Genomic DNA, 16,548 nt, shown 5'->3' with positions numbered 1-16,548 from the left:
CGACTGTCCGGAGGTGAAAAGTGAGTGAACACCACGATCGAAAAGACTTTTTGCGTTTTGCCATAAACCTGGGTAACCCGGTTCTTACGACACTGTTGCCGGGAGGTGCCCCGGGGGGGATAACCGTTGAGCTGGCAAAGAGGCTGGCGGCAGAGAGCCAGCGCGAAGCGCGGTTTGTGACCTGGCCGACGGCCGGGCAGGTCGTGGATGCTGCGCTGCAGGATCAATGGGATATCGCCTTTCTGGCTATCGACCCGGCGCGGGAAGATAAGCTTCGCTTCACGCCGCCCTACGTCACCATCGAAAGCTCGGCGATGGTTAAAAAAGAGAGTGAAATAGGGTCGGTTCAGGAGATGGACCGAGAAGGTGTGGTGATAAACGTGGGCAAAGGTGCAGCCTACGAGCTGTATCTGATTCGCACGCTAAAACACGCGACGATGCGCCAGTACGCCACTTCTCAGGAGGCTATTCAGGCGTTCATCCACGGCGAAGGCGATATGGCGGCCGGTATTCGCCAGCCTCTGGAGCAAGCCGCGCAGGAAAACCCGGCGTTGCGCGTTCTGCCCGACAGCTTTAGCCAGATACGCCAGGCGATATGCGTACCGCGCAATGCGCCGCAGCATTATGAATTTATTTGCCGCTGCCTTTCTTCATGGATAGCGGACGGTACTATTGCCGGGATGGTGAAGCGCCATATCGGCAATAGCTGAACTTTAACCGCGCTTACTGCCATGCTGGGCAAACCAGGCCAGCATCCGTTGCCAGCCGTCCTTCGCCGACTCTTCATGATAGCTGGCGCGATAGTCGGCATTAAAGGCGTGGTCAGCGTGCGGGTAAACCACGATCTCCGCCGTGGCGTTGGCCGCCCGCAGCGCCTGGCGCATGGTTTCCACCGTATCCTGCGGAATGCTGTCATCTTTCGCGCCATAGAGCCCTAAAACCGGCGCGTTGAGATCGACGGCAATATCGACCGGATGCTTCGGCGAATTCAACGTTTTCTCTCCGACCAGTTTGCCGTACCAGGCGACGGCGGCTTTTAGCTGCGGGTTATGCGCAGCGTACAGCCAGGTAATGCGCCCGCCCCAGCAGAAGCCGGTAATCAGCAGGCGATGGGCATCGCCGCCGTGGCGGGAGGCCCAACTGGCCACGTGATCGAGGTCGGCCAGCACTTGAGAGTCCGGCACTTTTTTTACCAGCCCCTGGAACAGAGAAGGGATGTCGCTGTAATCATTAGGGTCGCCCTGGCGGAAGTACAGCTCTGGTGCGATAGCCAGATACCCCTCCTTCGCCAGACGGCGGCAAATATCGCGGATATGTTCATGCACGCCGAAAATTTCCTGAACCACAATAACGACCGGCAGCGGGCCGTCGACGTTCCCCGGGCGGGCGTGGAATGCCGGCATGTTATCCCCCTGCGAAGGGATTGATGTCTCTCCGCAGACGATGTTCTCATCTGATGTGTGAACGGCAGTTGAGGCGTGCGGCGTGGCTGCAGGTGCAAAGCCGGTTTGCTTAATTGTCGTCATGGTATTCTCCGTACCCTTAATTTATTAGCGCAGCAATAACTATAGCTGCTCTGGACAGGACGTTAACCAAACACAGTGCCCGAAACAGGCTATCTTTTGTTCAGGCTTCCGCGATTTCGCTTGTTAATGTGATGTATATCACTATTTTATGGAAAGTTATTGCAATGAATTTCATTCATGGTGATTGTTGTCACAAAATTGAACCGACAGCTTCTGTAAAGTACCGTTTTGCTTCTGCTGATAATTCGACCCACAGAGGAGTTTTTTATGTCCAAGTCTGATGTTTTTCATCTCGGCCTCACCAAAAACGATTTACAAGGGGCTACGCTGGCTATCGTCCCTGGCGATCCAGAGCGTGTGGAAAAGATCGCCGCGCTGATGGATAAGCCGGTTAAGCTGGCATCTCACCGTGAATTCACCACCTGGCGCGCGGAGCTGGACGGTAAAGCAGTGATTGTTTGCTCCACCGGTATCGGCGGCCCATCGACCTCTATCGCCGTGGAAGAACTGGCCCAGCTCGGCATCCGTACCTTCCTGCGCATTGGCACCACCGGCGCCATCCAGCCGCACATCAACGTAGGCGATGTTCTGGTGACTACCGCTTCTGTGCGCCTGGACGGTGCAAGTCTGCACTTTGCGCCCATGGAGTTCCCGGCGGTGGCTGATTTTGAATGCACTACCGCGCTGGTTGAAGCGGCGAAATCTATCGGCGCGACCACCCATATCGGCGTGACTGCCTCCTCCGACACCTTCTATCCGGGACAGGAACGTTACGACACCTTCTCCGGCCGCGTTGTGAGCCGCTTTAAAGGCTCGATGGAAGAGTGGCAGTCGATGGGCGTGATGAACTATGAAATGGAATCCGCCACGCTGCTGACGATGTGCGCCAGCCAGGGCCTGCGCGCCGGGATGGTTGCCGGGGTTATCGTCAACCGTACCCAGCAGGAAATTCCGAACGCGGAAACCATGAAGCAAACCGAAAGCCATGCGGTGAAAATTGTCGTGGAAGCGGCGCGTCGCCTGCTGTAGTTCTTCTCCTTTCCGAAAAGGGCCGGACTCTCCGGCTCTTCTTTTTTGCGTAGCGCCTCGCAGGAAAACCCTTTCCAACTGGACGTTTGTACAGCACAATTCTATTTTGTGCCGTAAGTGGTTGCCGCAGGGGGCGTTGTGGATATTTCGATTATTATGAGTGCCGTTGCGGCGCTAGCCGTGGGCCTGATTGTTGGCTGGCTGGCGACGAAAGCGCACGCCGATCAAATTCGCGCCGATCTTATTGAAGAGCGGCGCGAGCTGGATATTGAACTGAGCGCGGCCCGCCAGCAGCTGGTGCAGGAGTCCCACTGGCGAGAAGAGTGCGAGCTGCTCAATAACGAGCTGCGCAGCCTGCGCGATATCAACGCCTCGCTGGAGGCCGATCTCCGTGAAGTGACAACCCGCCTTGAATCCACTCAACTGCATGCCGAAGATAAAATCCGCCAGATGGTCAACAGCGAGCAGCGGCTTAGCGAGCAGTTTGAGAATCTGGCGAACCGCATCTTTGAGCACAGCAATCGACGGGTGGATGAGCAGAATCGCCAGAGCCTGCACGGCCTGCTGACGCCGCTTCGCGAGCAGCTGGATGGTTTTCGCCGTCAGGTGCAGGATAGCTTTGGCCAGGAAGCGCGGGAGCGCCACACCCTGGCTCATGAAATCCGTAATCTCCAGCAGCTTAATGCGCAAATGGCCCAGGAGGCGCTGAACCTGACTCGCGCGCTTAAGGGCGATAACAAAACCCAGGGCAACTGGGGCGAGGTGGTATTGACCCGCGTGCTGGAAGCGTCCGGGCTGCGGGAGGGTCATGAATATCAGACCCAGGTGAGCATCGAAACGGACAACCGCTCGCGGATGCAGCCCGATGTGATTGTCCGTTTGCCGCAGGGGAAAGACGTGGTTATCGATGCCAAGATGACCCTGGTGGCCTACGAACGCTATTTCAATGCCGAAGATGATTACACACGTGAAGCGGCGCTGCAGGAGCATATCGCTTCCGTACGCAACCATATGCGCCTGCTGGGGCGTAAAGACTACCAGCAACTGCCGGGATTGCGCTCGCTCGACTACGTTCTGATGTTTATCCCGGTGGAGCCAGCCTTCCTGCTGGCGATCGATCGCCAGCCGGAACTCATTAGCGAAGCGCTGAAAAACAACATTATGCTGGTGAGCCCGACCACGCTGCTGGTGGCGCTGCGGACTATCGCCAATCTCTGGCGCTATGAGCATCAGAGCCGTAACGCGCAGAAAATTGCCGAAAGAGCGGGGCGGCTGTACGACAAAATGCGCCTATTTGTTGACGATATGTCCGCTATCGGCCAGAGCCTGGATAAAGCCCAGGATAACTACCGCCAGGCGATGAAAAAGCTCGCTTCCGGGCGAGGCAACCTGCTGGTGCAGGCGGAATCATTTCGCGAGCTGGGCGTGGAGGTTAAACGTGGGATTAATCCTGACTTAGTCGAACAGGCAATCACACAGGATGAGGAATACTTCCTTACAGATGACGGTAACGTTCAGGAAGATAACAATTTTTCTTCCGATACGGCCGCTGCCGCCGCATATGATAACCGCCCTCAGCCGCGTTGAAGCGTATGGGAAGTGCGCTAAACCTGTTACACTCAACGAACATTTTCTTGATAAGTAAGCAGGCATTGAGATGGTTGAGGATTCACAAGAAACGACGCATTTTGGCTTTCAGACTGTCGCCAAAGAGCAGAAAGCTGACATGGTGGCGCATGTATTTCATTCTGTGGCCGCAAAATATGACGTCATGAACGACCTGATGTCGTTCGGTATTCATCGTTTGTGGAAGCGTTTCACCATCGACTGCAGCGGCGTCCGCCGCGGGCAAACCGTATTGGATCTGGCGGGTGGTACCGGCGATCTGACGGCGAAATTCTCTCGTCTGGTGGGAGAAACCGGCCGCGTGATGCTAGCGGATATCAACGACTCAATGCTGAAAATGGGCCGTGAGAAGCTGCGCAACATCGGCATCGTCGGCAACGTGGAATACGTCCAGGCAAACGCTGAAGCGCTGCCTTTTGCGGACAATACCTTTGATTGTATTACGATTTCCTTCGGCCTGCGAAATGTGACCGATAAAGAAAAAGCGCTGCGCTCCATGTATCGCGTGCTAAAACCGGGCGGTCGTCTGCTGGTGCTGGAATTCTCGAAACCGATTATTGAGCCGCTCAGCAAAGCCTACGACGCTTATTCCTTCCATATTCTGCCGCGCGTGGGTGAGCTGGTTGCTAAAGATGCCGAAAGCTATCGTTATCTTGCTGAATCTATTCGAATGCACCCCGATCAGGAGACGCTGAAAGGCATGATGCAGGACGCAGGGTTTGAAAGCGTCGACTACTACAACCTCACGGCAGGTATCGTTGCGCTACACCGCGGTTATAAGTTCTGACAGGAGGGACGATATGCCTTTCAAACCACTGGTTACCGCCGGTCTTGAGACGGTCCTCAATGCTTTCCTCTGGCGCGATCGGGCGCTGAAACCCGCCCGCCAGCGTCTGCTGGGGAAAGTGCTGCGCGTCGAGCTGCAAGAGCTTTCCGCACCTGTGGTGCTGGTTTTTAGCGAGCGTCAGGTAGACGTGCTGGGCGCATGGGAAGGCGAGGCTGACTGCACCGTGCGTACCCGCCTGAGCGTGCTTCCGCAGCTGCGCAATCGTCAGCAGCTTACCGCGCTGATTCGTAGCGGCGATCTCGAAGTAGAGGGCGATCTGCAGGTGGTGCAAAATACCGTCACGCTCTGCGATCTGGCGGAGTTCGATCCGGCTGAACTGCTCGCCCCGTATACCGGTGATGTTGTTGCGGAAGGCTTCAGTAAAGTATTACGCGGCGGCGCTCGTTTTCTTCTGCATGGCGCTCAGCGCCAGCAGCGCTATGTCGCGGAAGTGATTACCGAAGAGTGGCGTCTGGCGCCTGGGCCGCTGGAGCTGGCCTGGTTTGCAGAGGAAACCGCTGCGGTGGAACGAACCCTGGCCGCGCTGGAAAAACGGCTGGAAACGCTGGAGGGCAAATGACGCCAGGAGAAATACGGCGCCTGTATTTTATCGTCCACACCTTTTTGAGCTACGGGCTGGATGAGCTCATTCCCAAAATGCGTATCACGCTGCCGCTGCGAATCTGGAGGCGGATGCTCTTCTGGATGCCCAATCGCCACAAAGATCGTCCTCTTGGCGAGCGACTGCGTCTCGCATTACAGGAACTGGGGCCAGTGTGGATCAAGTTTGGCCAGATGCTCTCGACCCGTCGCGACCTGTTTCCGCCGCACATTGCCGATCAGTTGGCCATGCTGCAGGATCGCGTCGCGCCTTTTGACGGTCTGCAGGCCAAAAAGCAGATTGAGCAAGCCATGGGCGGCCTGCCGGTAGAAGCCTGGTTTGATGATTTCTCGATTGAACCGCTCGCTTCCGCTTCTATTGCCCAGGTGCATACCGCGCGTCTGAAAGAGAACGGCAAAGAGGTGGTCATTAAGGTGATCCGCCCGGATATCGTTCCGGTTATTAAAGCGGATATGAAGCTCATCTACCGTCTTGCCCGCTGGGTGCCGCGTCTGTTACCGGACGGCCGTCGCCTTCGCCCGCAGGAAGTGGTTCGCGAATACGAAAAAACGCTGTTGGATGAGCTCAACCTGCTGCGTGAATCGGCGAACGCTATCCAGCTTCGCCGCAACTTCGACGAGAGCCCAATGCTTTATGTCCCGGAAGTTTATTCGGACTACTGCAGCGAAGGCATGATGGTGATGGAGCGGATTTACGGGATCCCGGTGTCCGACGTCGCCGCGTTGGAAGCGCAGGGGACTAACATGAAGCTGCTGGCCGAGCGTGGCGTGCAGGTCTTCTTTACCCAGGTTTTCCGCGACAGCTTCTTCCATGCTGACATGCATCCGGGCAATATTTTTGTCAGCCGTAATCATCCGGAAGATCCGCAGTATATTGGTATTGACTGCGGTATCGTCGGTTCGCTGAACAAAGAAGATAAGCGCTATCTGGCGGAGAACTTCATTGCCTTCTTTAATCGGGATTACCGCAAAGTTGCGGAGCTGCACGTTGATTCCGGCTGGGTTCCCGCGGATACCAACGTTGAAGAGTTCGAGTTTGCTATTCGTACCGTCTGCGAGCCTATTTTTGAAAAACCGCTGGCGGAAATCTCGTTTGGCCACGTGTTGTTGAACCTGTTTAATACGGCGCGACGTTTCAATATGGAAGTGCAGCCGCAGCTGGTTCTGCTGCAGAAGACATTACTTTACGTAGAAGGTGTAGGTCGCCAGCTCTATCCTCAGTTAGACTTGTGGAAAACGGCGAAACCGTTCCTTGAGTCGTGGATCAAAGATCAGGTGGGCATTCCAGCTCTGGTGCGGGCGTTTAAAGAAAAAGCGCCGTTCTGGATCGAAAGAATGCCGGAAATACCGGAACTGGTGTACCAGAGCCTGCAGCAAAGCAAGCAGCTGCAGAATAGCGTCGATACCATCGTGCGCGACATCCAGGTGCGGCACGTGCGCCAGGGTCAATCCCGCTATCTGTTTGGTATAGGCGCGGTTTTATTACTGAGTGGTACGCTGCTATTCATTCATCGTCCCGAGTGGGGCATGATGCCCGGCTGGCTGATGGCCGCTGGCGTCGTAACCTGGCTTATCGGCTGGCGAAAGACGAACTGACGGCGGCCGCCTTTATCACTGCGCATAATGTGTATAATGCGTCCTAATAATTCATCATCTGTCATAGGGGAATGTGTATGGGTGGTATCAGTATTTGGCAGTTACTCATTGTTGTCGTCATCGTGGTTCTGCTTTTTGGGACAAAAAAGCTGAGCTCGCTCGGTTCAGATCTAGGGGCGTCGATCAAAGGCTTTAAAAAGGCCATGAGCGACGAAGATAAACCGGAAAAATCCGCACCCGATGCCGATTTTGCGGCGAAAACCCTTGCTGATAAACCGGATGATGTAAAGAAAGACGAGACTAAACGCCACGACAAAGAGCAGGTGTAATTCGTGTTCGATATCGGTTTTAGTGAGCTGCTGCTGGTATTCGTGATTGGCCTCATCGTTTTGGGGCCGCAGCGACTGCCGGTAGCGGTAAAGACGGTGGTTAGCTGGATCCGCACGCTGCGGTCGCTTGCGGCTACCGTACAAAATGAAATAACGCAGGAATTAAAACTGCAGGAGTTTCAGGAAAGCCTTAAAAAGGTGGAAAAGGCCAGCCTGGACAACCTGACGCCCGAGCTAAAAGCTTCAATGGATGAGCTGCGTGAAGCGGCTGAATCTATGAAGCGATCCTACTCCGCCCACGATCCTGAAAAAGCCAGCGACGAAGCCAACACCATTCACAACCCAGTCGTTAAAGGGAGTGAAGAGCAGCGCAAGGACGTGACGCCGGCGACGGCTGAACACCAGGTCAGTGCGCCGGAGCATGCGCCTGACCCCGTGGCTGAAGAGCTTCCCGCTTCGCAGAGTGAAATCCCGGCAGTGAAAGTAAAAACTGCCGTGGCGGCTTCCGATTCCTCCTCCCCTGTACCGAGTGATAAACAGTAAAAATGGGCGTAGACGATACTCAACCGCTAATTACGCATCTGATCGAGCTGCGCAAGCGCTTGATCAACAGCATTCTTGCGATTCTGGTCATTTTCCTGGCGTTAGTCTATTTCGCCAACGATATCTATCAGCTGGTTTCCGCGCCGCTTATTCGGCAGATGCCGGTTGGCGCGACCATGATCGCGACGGATGTGGCCTCGCCTTTCTTCACGCCGATCAAGCTGACCTTTATGGTATCGATAATTTTATCGGTACCGGTCATTCTGTATCAGGTCTGGGCCTTTGTGGCGCCAGCGCTGTATAAGCATGAGCGTCGGTTGGTTATGCCGCTGCTGGTCTCCAGTACGCTGCTGTTCTATATCGGTATGGCTTTCGCCTACTTCGTCGTTTTCCCGCTGGCGTTTGGTTTTCTGACCCACGCGGCGCCTGAAGGCGTACAGGTCTCTACCGATATTCGCAGCTATCTCGACTTTGTGATGGCGCTGTTTATCGCGTTTGGCGTCTCGTTCGAGGTTCCGGTGGCCATCGTGCTGCTGTGCTGGATGGGCGTCACCACGCCGGAAGACCTGCGTAAGAAACGTCCCTATGTCCTGGTTGGCGCATTCGTTGTGGGGATGCTGCTGACTCCGCCGGACGTGTTTTCGCAAACTCTGCTGGCGATTCCGATGTACTGTCTGTTTGAGGTTGGGGTCTTCTTCGCGCGGTTCTACACCGGTAAACGCCTTACGCGTGACGAGGATGCCGCTGCCGAAGAGGCGCAGGGTAAAGAAGAATAACGCTCAACCGCCCGCCAGGGCGGTTGCCATATGGGAGCGATGATGTTTGATATCGGCGTAAACCTGACCAGTTCGCAGTTTTCCCGCGATCGCGATGAGGTGGTTTCCCGGGCTCGGGAGGCGGGTGTCACCGGGATGCTGTTGACGGGAACCAACCTACATGAAAGCGCGCAGGCGCAACAGATGGCGCGCCGTTATTCGGGATGCTGGTCAACGGCCGGCGTTCATCCCCACGATAGTCGCTGCTGGACGGAATCGGTAGCGGCTGCGGTCTATGCGCTGGCTCGCGAGCCGGAAGTCGTTGCGGTTGGCGAATGCGGCCTCGACTTCAACCGCAACTTTTCGGCGCCTCAGGAGCAAGAAGCGGCGTTTAGCGCCCAGCTGGCGCTGGCAGCGGAGCTGTCGATGCCGGTATTTCTGCACTGTCGCGATGCGCACGAGCGCTTTCTGGCCCTGCTGGTTCCCTGGCTTGATAAGCTCCCGGGGGCCGTTGTGCATTGCTTTACGGGTAGCCGTGAAGAGATGCGCGAATGCCTTGAGCACGGTTTATTTATTGGTATCACCGGCTGGGTATGCGATGAGCGTCGGGGGCTGGATCTGCGATCCTTGCTGGCCGATATTCCGGCAGATCGCCTGCTGGTTGAGTCTGATGCGCCCTATTTGTTGCCCCGCGATATGCGGCCAAAACCCTCTTCCCGCCGTAATGAGCCCGCCTACCTGCCGCATATTCTGACCAGCATCGCGGGATGGCGTGGGGAAGAGGCGCAGTGGCTGGAAGAGATTACCGATGCTAACGTCAGAAGACTCTTTGGCGTGCGCTTTTAGACGCCGTCAGATTTTATAAAAATCAGTGTTTTTAACGCTCTGTAGCACCTGCTTGTTAAGTAAATTCAGCAGCAGCATTGAACGGGCTTCACCGTCCGGTTCGGTAAAAATAGCCTGCAGACCCTCAAAGGCGCCATCGGTAATCAGCACGCTATCGCCTTCGTGCGGCGTTTCCGGATCGGTGATCCCTTCCGGTTTGTAGATGGAAAGCTGATGAATGACGGCAGACGGCACGATGGCGGGCAGCGCGCCGAAACGCACAAAGCTGTTCACACCGCGCGTTGCGCTGATGGTGGTGGTATGAATCACTTCCGGATCGAACTCGATAAACAGATAATTTGGGAACAGTGGCTCGCTGACCGTCGTGCGTTTACCGCGGACGATTTTTTCCAGCTCGATCGTTGGCATCAGGCAATTCACGGCCTGCCGCTCAAGGTGTTCCTGGGCGCGTTCAAGTTGCCCACGTTTGCAATAAAGTAAATACCAGGCTTGCATAATGACTCTTTCCAATGCTACTAGCAGCAAGCATAACAAAAGCCCGGTACGATCGCGAAATCATTGCGGGTGAAAACTAAATTTCAGCGGTCTTTCACGCTAATTTAACAAAAATACAGCATAGCTCCGGCGAACGCCGTATAATCAGCCGCCTGTATAGAGGTCAATAACAACTCCATGAAATACCACGATCTACGCGAATTTCTGACATTACTGGAGCAGCAGGGGGAATTGAAACGAATCTCCCTGCCGGTCGATCCTCACCTGGAAATCACCGAAATTGCCGACCGCACGTTGCGCGCCGGCGGTCCGGCCCTGCTATTCGAAAATCCTACAGGCTACGCCATGCCGGTGCTGTGTAATCTTTTCGGCACGCCGCGGCGAGTCGCGCTGGGGATGGGGCAGGAGGATGTCAGTTCGCTGCGGGAAGTGGGTAAGCTTCTGGCATTTCTGAAAGAGCCGGAGCCACCAAAAGGCTTCCGCGACCTGTTTGATAAGCTGCCGCAGTTCAAGCAGGTGCTGAATATGCCGACTAAGCGGCTGCGCGGGGCCCCGTGCCAGCAAAAAATCCTCCAGGGCGATGAGGTGGATTTGACCCGCATCCCGATCATGACCTGCTGGCCGGAAGATGCCGCGCCGCTGATCACCTGGGGGCTGACGGTGACCCGCGGTCCGCATAAAGAGCGGCAAAATTTGGGCATTTATCGCCAGCAGCTGATTGGTAAGAACAAGCTGATTATGCGCTGGCTATCGCATCGCGGCGGCGCGCTGGACTTCCAGGAGTGGTGCGCAGCGCGTCCTGGCGAGCGTTTCCCGGTATCCGTCGCGCTGGGTGCCGATCCGGCGACCATTCTCGGGGCGGTGACCCCGGTTCCGGATACCCTCTCCGAGTATGCGTTTGCCGGGCTGCTGCGCGGAACGAAAACCGAAGTCGTGAAGTGCATCTCTAACGAACTGGAAGTGCCCGCCAGCGCGGAGATCGTGCTGGAAGGATATATTGAGGCCGGAGAGATGGCGCCGGAAGGCCCGTATGGCGATCATACGGGCTACTACAATGAAGTGGATAACTTCCCGGTCTTTACCGTTACCCATATTACTCAGCGTGAAGACGCCATCTACCATTCGACCTACACCGGGCGTCCGCCGGACGAACCCGCGGTGCTGGGCGTTGCGCTGAATGAAGTGTTCGTCCCCATCCTGCAAAAGCAGTTTCCTGAAATCGTGGATTTCTATTTACCGCCTGAAGGCTGTTCTTATCGCCTGGCGGTGGTCACGATGAAGAAGCAGTACGCCGGTCACGCGAAACGCGTCATGATGGGCGTCTGGTCATTCCTCCGTCAGTTCATGTATACCAAGTTTGTTATCGTCTGCGATGACGATGTCAACGCGCGCGACTGGAATGATGTGATTTGGGCGATTACTACCCGTATGGACCCGGCGCGTGATACGGTACTGGTAGAAAATACGCCAATTGATTATCTGGATTTTGCCTCACCGGTTTCCGGTTTGGGTTCAAAAATGGGGCTGGATGCCACAAACAAATGGCCTGGAGAGACCCAGCGCGAGTGGGGTCGTCCTATCAAGAAAGATCCTGAAGTGACGGCGCGCGTCGACGCCATCTGGGACGAACTGGCTATCTTCAAATAACAGTAAGCGGGGCTACGCCGCTGTTTTGCACAATAGACCCGACAGAGGGGACGCATGACAACCTTAAGCTGTAAAGTGACCTCGGTGGAGGCGATTACCGATACTGTGTATCGCGTTCGATTAGTGCCGGAAGCGGCGTTTGCCTTCCGGGCTGGTCAGTATCTGATGGTCGTGATGGACGAACGCGATAAGCGCCCATTCTCCATGGCTTCTACGCCGTCGGAACAGGAGTTTATCGAGCTGCATATCGGTGCATCTGAACTTAACCTGTATGCGATGGCGGTGATGGATCGTATTCTGAAAGAGCGTGAAATTGAGGTCGATATGCCGCATGGCGAAGCCTGGCTGCGCGATGATGAAGAACGCCCGCTGATTTTGATCGCCGGGGGGACGGGCTTCTCTTACGTGCGTTCGATTCTGCTTACCGCGCTGGCGCGCAATCCGAACCGCGATATCGCCATCTACTGGGGCGGACGCGAAGCGAAGCATCTCTACGATCTGGCCGAGCTGGAAGCGTTAAGCCTGCGGCATCCGGGCCTGCGCGTTGAACCCGTTGTTGAGCAGCCTGAAGCCGAGTGGCGTGGCCGCACCGGAACCGTGCTTACAGCGGTCCTGCAGGATTACGGTACGCTGGGCGAGCATGATATCTATATCGCTGGCCGTTTCGAGATGGCAAAAATTGCCCGTGACCTGTTCTGCAACGAGCGCGGCGCGCGTGAAGATCGCCTGTTTGGCGATGCCTTTGCGTTTATCTGATAGCTGCTCTGAAAGCATCCGGGCTTTTAGCCTGGGTGCTATTTTTACCGGTCATCGCTGAAGTAAACGTATAGCGGCCGATCGTTTTCCAGCAAACAGAGCATTTTCCCTACCGGGTTCCCTTCTTTTTTCAGCGTGGCGGTTAGCTGCGTCGCGATATGCTGGCTGCCTACCTTCTCATCATAACGTTCGGTATTAATGTCGGTGATGACCAGATGCTTTAGCCGATCGCTGCCAGGATCCTGCGCCATTTTACTGATTCCCCAGGAGAGACATGCCTGAGCGCTATCCTGTTCGCTGGCGAGCGCTGCGGCAGAGAACGTCGATAGCAGAAAAATGATTGGGAGTGTTTTCATCACTCTTCATTATCCTTAATAATCATTAGGTACATGGCGATAATAACCGATCGGTAGAAATAAAAAACCCGCCCCTGACAGGCGGGAAGAACGGCAACTAAACTCTTTAGGGATTAACTCTTCGATTAAACTCGCTCGAATACCGTCGCGATACCCTGACCTAAGCCAATACACATCGTCGCCAGGCCGAACTGCGCGTCTTTACGCTCCATCTGGTTGATCAAGGTGGTGCTAATGCGTGCGCCGGAACAGCCGAGCGGATGGCCCAGGGCGATCGCGCCGCCGTTGAGGTTGATCTTCTCGTCTATCTGTTCCATTAGCCCCAGATCTTTAATGCACGGAAGGATCTGGGCGGCAAAAGCTTCGTTCATCTCGAACACATCGATATCGCTGGTGCTGAGCCCGGCCTTTTTCAGCGCCAGTTTTGACGCGGGAACCGGGCCATAGCCCATGATGGACGGGTCGCAGCCGACGACAGCCATCGAGCGCACGCGAGCGCGAGGCCTCAGGCCCAGTTCGCGGGCGCGGCTTTCGCTCATTAATAACATCGCTGCGGCGCCATCGGAGAGAGCGGAAGAGGTTCCGGCCGTCACGGTGCCGGTGACCGGATCGAACGCGGGTCTCAGCGCGGCCAGTGCTTCTACCGTTGTCTCCGGGCGAATAACTTCATCGTAGCGGTAAGACTTCAGTACGCCGTCGGCGTCGTGACCGCCGGTCGGGATAATCTCCGTCTTGAATGCGCCGGACTGCGTCGCGGCCCAGGCGCGAGCGTGGGACCGGGCGGCGAACTGGTCCTGCATTTCCCGGCTGATGCCGTGCAAGCGCGCCAGCATTTCTGCCGTCAGACCCATCATTCCGGCGGCTTTGGCGACGTTACGGCTCAGCCCGGGATGGAAATCCACGCCGTGGCTCATCGGGACGTGGCCCATATGCTCTACGCCGCCAATCAGGCAGACGCTGGCATCGCCGGTCATGATCATACGCGCTGCGTCGTGAAGTGCCTGCATAGAAGAACCACACAGCCGATTGACCGTGGTGGCGGGTACTGAATGTGGGATCTCCGCCAGCAGTGCCGCGTTGCGGGCAATGTTGAAGCCCTGTTCCAGGGTCTGCTGGACGCAGCCCCAGTAAATATCGTCGATCGCGCTTGCCTCAAGAGACGGATTACGCGAAAGCAGGCTACGCATCAAGTGCGCGGAGAGATCTTCCGCACGTACGTGGCGAAAGGCGCCGCCCTTCGAACGGCCCATCGGGGTACGAACTGCATCGACAATGACAACCTGTTCCATTGTGACTCCTTAAGCCGTTTTCAGGTCGCCTGGCGCACGGGCAGGCTCAACCGGGGGATAGTACGGTTCGTTATGACGCGCTTTGCTGCGCAATCCTTCCGGCACGTCGTATAGCGGGCCGAGGTGCTGGTACTGCTGCGCCATATCGAGATATTTTGCGCTACCGAGCGTATCGAGCCAGCGGAACGCGCCGCCGTGGAACGGAGGGAAGCCCAGGCCATAAACCAGCGCCATATCGGCTTCCGCCGGGCTGGCAATAATGCCCTCTTCGAGACAGCGCACCACTTCGTTGACCATAGGGATCATCATACGGGCGATAATCTCTTCATCGCTGAAATCGCGCTTCGGCTGGCTGACTTCCGCCAGCAGGCTATCGACGGCAGCATCCTCTTCCTTCTTCGGCTTACCTTTGCTGTCTTCTTTGTAGCGCCAGAAGCCAAGGCCGTTTTTCTGGCCGAAACGGTTAGCGTCGAATAGAGCATCGATCGCATCGCGATACTCTTTCTGCATTCGCTGCGGGAAGCCCGCCGCCATGACCGCCTGCGCGTGATGCGCGGTATCAATGCCCACGACGTCCAGCAGATAGGCGGGCCCCATCGGCCAGCCAAACTGTTTTTCCATTACTTTGTCGACCTTGCGGAAGTCCGCGCCATCGCGCAGTAGCTGGCTGAAACCGGCGAAGTAGGGGAACAGTACGCGGTTGACGAAGAAGCCGGGGCAGTCGTTGACCACAATTGGCGTTTTGCCCATTTTGCTGGCCCAGGCGACGACTTTGGCAATGGTCTTATCCGAGGTTTTATCGCCGCGGATCACTTCAACCAGCGGCATGCGATGCACCGGGTTAAAGAAGTGCATGCCGCAGAAGTTTTCCGGGCGCTGCAGAACGCTGGCCAGCTCGCTGATAGGAATGGTCGAGGTGTTCGAGGCTAGCACGGTATCCGGGCGTACCTTCTCTTCGGTTTCCGCCAGCACCGCTTTTTTCACTTTTGGGTTCTCAACGACGGCTTCGACCACAACGTCAACGCGTTCAAAGCCGGCGTAATCCAGGGTTGGCTGTATAGTGGAAATAACGCCGGCCATCCTGAGCCCATCGATTTTGCCGCGCTCAAGCTGTTTATTGAGCAGCTTGGCCGCTTCGGTCATGCCAAGCGTCAGCGATTTGTCGTTGATATCCTTCATGACCACCGGCACGCCTTTCCAGGCCGACTGGTATGCAATACCGCCGCCCATAATTCCCGCGCCCAGCACGGCCGCGTGTTTTGGCGTGTCGATATCTTTAGTCAGCTTCTTCGCTTTCGCTTTGACGTACTGATCGTTGAGGAAGATACCGACCAGTGCACGCGCCTCGTTGGTATGCGCCAGCGGGACGAAACTTTTGTTTTCCAGATTCAGCGCTTCTTCGCGGCCAAAGCGGGCGGCGGCTTCAATGGTTTTAACGGCGGTAATCGGGGCCGGGTAGTGTTTCCCGGCGGTTTGCGCCACCATGCCTTTGGCGATGGTAAAACTCATTGCAGCTTCAATTTTACTCAGGTGAAGAGGCTCCAGCTTCGGCTGGCGCTTCGCTTTCCAGTCCAGGTCGCCGTTAATGGCCTGACGCAGAATGGCTATCGCGCCCTCAATCAGTTTTTCATGTTTAACCACGCCGTCGACGAGGCCGATTTTTAAGGCCTGTTCGGCACCAACGTCTTTACCCGCGGCAATGATTTCCAGCGCGCTGCCCGCGCCAAGCATACGCGGCATCCGCACCGAGCCGCCAAAGCCCGGCATGATGCCCAGCTTCGTTTCCGGCAGGCCAATACGCAGGTCCGGCGTCGCCAGACGGTAATCGGTCGCCAGGACGCATTCGCAGCCGCCGCCCAGCGCATAGCCGTTGACGGCGGAAATGGTCGGAACCGGCAAATCTTCCAGGCGGTTAAATACGCTATTAGCGAAATGTAGCCACTGACTGAGCTGTTCTTCGGGAACCAGGAACAGAGAAAGAAATTCGGTGATATCCGCGCCGACGATAAAAGCGGCTTTCTCGGAGCGTAGCAGCAGCCCTTTAAGATCTTTTTGTTTTTCCAGTACGTCCAGCGCTTCACCGAGGCTGGCTACGGTTGCGGTATCGAGCTTGTTGACCGAGCCGGGGGCATCGAATACCAGTTCGGCAATGCCGTCTTCCCGCCAGTCGAGGTACAGGGTGTCGCCTTTGTAGAGCATGTCAGTCTCCTGAATCCAGCAATATGATCTGGTCGTACCAGATGAGACGGAGTGTGGATTTTATGTTAAGAAATTGCAAATAAGACTTTAAATAAATGCTGGTCGGATC

17 protein-coding genes are annotated in these 16,548 nt (G+C 56.1%); 12 read left to right on the top strand and 5 right to left on the bottom strand.

The features are described 5' to 3' along the window. Nucleotides 1-20: 20 nt before the first annotated feature. Nucleotides 21-710, top strand: a complete 690-nt coding sequence (locus EGY08_RS13855; protein ID WP_004127518.1) for a transporter substrate-binding domain-containing protein — start codon at nucleotides 21-23, stop codon at nucleotides 708-710. A 3-nt stretch (nucleotides 711-713) separates the two neighbouring features. On the opposite strand, the gene EGY08_RS13850 is transcribed toward EGY08_RS13855, so the two are convergent. Next, nucleotides 714-1,526 (bottom strand): dienelactone hydrolase family protein, encoded by an 813-nt coding sequence (locus tag EGY08_RS13850; protein WP_123828586.1) that lies wholly within the window; start codon nucleotides 1,524-1,526, stop codon nucleotides 714-716. 267 nt (nucleotides 1,527-1,793) lie between these two features. On the opposite strand from EGY08_RS13850, the gene udp reads away from it, so the two are divergent. The 9 genes from udp (at nucleotide 1,794) to tatD (ending at nucleotide 9,697) form a co-directional block, all read left to right on the top strand. Further along, entirely contained in the window at nucleotides 1,794-2,555 is a 762-nt protein-coding gene (udp, locus tag EGY08_RS13845) for a uridine phosphorylase (protein ID WP_004127525.1), read from the top strand. Between the two features lie 138 nt (nucleotides 2,556-2,693). Beyond that, nucleotides 2,694-4,142 (top strand): DNA recombination protein RmuC, encoded by a 1,449-nt coding sequence (rmuC, locus tag EGY08_RS13840; RefSeq protein ID WP_004127527.1) that lies wholly within the window; start codon nucleotides 2,694-2,696, stop codon nucleotides 4,140-4,142. 70 nt (nucleotides 4,143-4,212) lie between these two features. Then, the gene (gene ubiE / locus EGY08_RS13835) at nucleotides 4,213-4,968 is read left to right on the top strand and encodes a bifunctional demethylmenaquinone methyltransferase/2-methoxy-6-polyprenyl-1,4-benzoquinol methylase UbiE (protein ID WP_004127530.1); all 756 of its coding nucleotides are present in this window, start codon (nucleotides 4,213-4,215) and stop codon (nucleotides 4,966-4,968) included. A gap of 13 nt (nucleotides 4,969-4,981) precedes the next feature. Further along, on the top strand, nucleotides 4,982-5,587 hold the full coding sequence (ubiJ, locus tag EGY08_RS13830) for a ubiquinone biosynthesis protein UbiJ (RefSeq protein ID WP_004127533.1): 606 nt from the start codon (nucleotides 4,982-4,984) through the stop codon (nucleotides 5,585-5,587). After that, nucleotides 5,584-7,224 carry a ubiquinone biosynthesis regulatory protein kinase UbiB gene (gene ubiB / locus EGY08_RS13825; protein WP_004127535.1) on the top strand — a complete coding sequence of 547 codons (1,641 nt, stop codon included), beginning with the start codon at nucleotides 5,584-5,586 and terminating at the stop codon, nucleotides 7,222-7,224. Before ubiJ ends, ubiB begins: the two co-directional genes overlap by 4 nt. Before the next feature lie 77 nt (nucleotides 7,225-7,301). Beyond that, nucleotides 7,302-7,553 carry a Sec-independent protein translocase subunit TatA gene (gene tatA / locus EGY08_RS13820; protein ID WP_004127537.1) on the top strand — a complete coding sequence of 84 codons (252 nt, stop codon included), beginning with the start codon at nucleotides 7,302-7,304 and terminating at the stop codon, nucleotides 7,551-7,553. 3 nt (nucleotides 7,554-7,556) lie between these two features. Continuing rightward, the gene (tatB, locus tag EGY08_RS13815) at nucleotides 7,557-8,096 is read left to right on the top strand and encodes a Sec-independent protein translocase protein TatB (RefSeq protein WP_004127539.1); all 540 of its coding nucleotides are present in this window, start codon (nucleotides 7,557-7,559) and stop codon (nucleotides 8,094-8,096) included. Between the two features lie 2 nt (nucleotides 8,097-8,098). Beyond that, on the top strand, nucleotides 8,099-8,872 hold the full coding sequence (gene tatC, locus EGY08_RS13810) for a Sec-independent protein translocase subunit TatC (protein ID WP_004107787.1): 774 nt from the start codon (nucleotides 8,099-8,101) through the stop codon (nucleotides 8,870-8,872). A gap of 30 nt (nucleotides 8,873-8,902) precedes the next feature. Continuing rightward, nucleotides 8,903-9,697: a 3'-5' ssDNA/RNA exonuclease TatD gene (tatD, locus tag EGY08_RS13805; RefSeq protein WP_177447649.1), complete on the top strand. Its 795-nt coding sequence runs from the start codon at nucleotides 8,903-8,905 to the stop codon at nucleotides 9,695-9,697. A 6-nt stretch (nucleotides 9,698-9,703) separates the two neighbouring features. On the opposite strand, the gene rfaH is transcribed toward tatD, so the two are convergent. Then, a complete protein-coding gene (gene rfaH, locus EGY08_RS13800) occupies nucleotides 9,704-10,192 on the bottom strand; it encodes a transcription/translation regulatory transformer protein RfaH (protein WP_004097595.1) in 489 nt (162 codons plus the stop codon). Between the two features lie 177 nt (nucleotides 10,193-10,369). On the opposite strand from rfaH, the gene ubiD reads away from it, so the two are divergent. Further along, nucleotides 10,370-11,839: a 4-hydroxy-3-polyprenylbenzoate decarboxylase gene (ubiD, locus tag EGY08_RS13795; RefSeq protein ID WP_004127544.1), complete on the top strand. Its 1,470-nt coding sequence runs from the start codon at nucleotides 10,370-10,372 to the stop codon at nucleotides 11,837-11,839. A 54-nt stretch (nucleotides 11,840-11,893) separates the two neighbouring features. Continuing rightward, nucleotides 11,894-12,595 carry an NAD(P)H-flavin reductase gene (gene fre / locus EGY08_RS13790; RefSeq protein ID WP_004127546.1) on the top strand — a complete coding sequence of 234 codons (702 nt, stop codon included), beginning with the start codon at nucleotides 11,894-11,896 and terminating at the stop codon, nucleotides 12,593-12,595. A gap of 44 nt (nucleotides 12,596-12,639) precedes the next feature. Here the strand turns inward: fre and EGY08_RS13785 are convergent, their stop codons facing one another. The 3 genes from EGY08_RS13785 to fadB all read right to left on the bottom strand — a co-directional run bounded on the left by EGY08_RS13785 (nucleotide 12,640) and on the right by fadB (nucleotide 16,439). Continuing rightward, entirely contained in the window at nucleotides 12,640-12,951 is a 312-nt protein-coding gene (locus EGY08_RS13785) for a hypothetical protein (protein ID WP_004127550.1), read from the bottom strand. Nucleotides 12,952-13,076: 125 nt separating this feature from the next. Beyond that, nucleotides 13,077-14,240, bottom strand: coding sequence for an acetyl-CoA C-acyltransferase FadA (gene fadA / locus EGY08_RS13780; protein WP_004127553.1), 1,164 nt, complete (start codon nucleotides 14,238-14,240; stop codon nucleotides 13,077-13,079). Nucleotides 14,241-14,249: 9 nt separating this feature from the next. After that, the gene (gene fadB, locus EGY08_RS13775; protein WP_123828585.1) at nucleotides 14,250-16,439 is read right to left on the bottom strand and encodes a fatty acid oxidation complex subunit alpha FadB; all 2,190 of its coding nucleotides are present in this window, start codon (nucleotides 16,437-16,439) and stop codon (nucleotides 14,250-14,252) included. Between the last annotated feature and the right edge of the window lie 109 nt (nucleotides 16,440-16,548).

Source organism: Klebsiella sp. FDAARGOS_511, from assembly GCF_003812845.1.
Classification (GTDB): Bacteria; Pseudomonadota; Gammaproteobacteria; order Enterobacterales; family Enterobacteriaceae; genus Klebsiella; species Klebsiella grimontii.
The sequence above is the reverse complement of the archived record's forward strand: the minus strand, read 5'-3'. Positions and strand labels throughout refer to the sequence as shown.

Bases quoted from the DNA above. Each gene is read 5' to 3' on its own strand.
- fadB (WP_123828585.1), bottom strand. From the start codon at position 16,439: ATGCTCTACAAAGGCGACACCCTGTACCTCGACTGGCGGGAAGACGGC.
- ubiE (WP_004127530.1), top strand. From the start codon at position 4,213: ATGGTTGAGGATTCACAAGAAACGACGCATTTTGGCTTTCAGACTGTC.
- fre (WP_004127546.1), top strand. From the start codon at position 11,894: ATGACAACCTTAAGCTGTAAAGTGACCTCGGTGGAGGCGATTACCGAT.
- tatC (WP_004107787.1), top strand. From the start codon at position 8,099: ATGGGCGTAGACGATACTCAACCGCTAATTACGCATCTGATCGAGCTG.
- ubiJ (WP_004127533.1), top strand. From the start codon at position 4,982: ATGCCTTTCAAACCACTGGTTACCGCCGGTCTTGAGACGGTCCTCAAT.
- tatA (WP_004127537.1), top strand. From the start codon at position 7,302: ATGGGTGGTATCAGTATTTGGCAGTTACTCATTGTTGTCGTCATCGTG.
- EGY08_RS13785 (WP_004127550.1), bottom strand. From the start codon at position 12,951: ATGAAAACACTCCCAATCATTTTTCTGCTATCGACGTTCTCTGCCGCA.
- tatD (WP_177447649.1), top strand. From the start codon at position 8,903: ATGGGAGCGATGATGTTTGATATCGGCGTAAACCTGACCAGTTCGCAG.
- rfaH (WP_004097595.1), bottom strand. From the start codon at position 10,192: ATGCAAGCCTGGTATTTACTTTATTGCAAACGTGGGCAACTTGAACGC.
- fadA (WP_004127553.1), bottom strand. From the start codon at position 14,240: ATGGAACAGGTTGTCATTGTCGATGCAGTTCGTACCCCGATGGGCCGT.
- EGY08_RS13850 (WP_123828586.1), bottom strand. From the start codon at position 1,526: ATGACGACAATTAAGCAAACCGGCTTTGCACCTGCAGCCACGCCGCAC.
- ubiB (WP_004127535.1), top strand. From the start codon at position 5,584: ATGACGCCAGGAGAAATACGGCGCCTGTATTTTATCGTCCACACCTTT.
- udp (WP_004127525.1), top strand. From the start codon at position 1,794: ATGTCCAAGTCTGATGTTTTTCATCTCGGCCTCACCAAAAACGATTTA.
- ubiD (WP_004127544.1), top strand. From the start codon at position 10,370: ATGAAATACCACGATCTACGCGAATTTCTGACATTACTGGAGCAGCAG.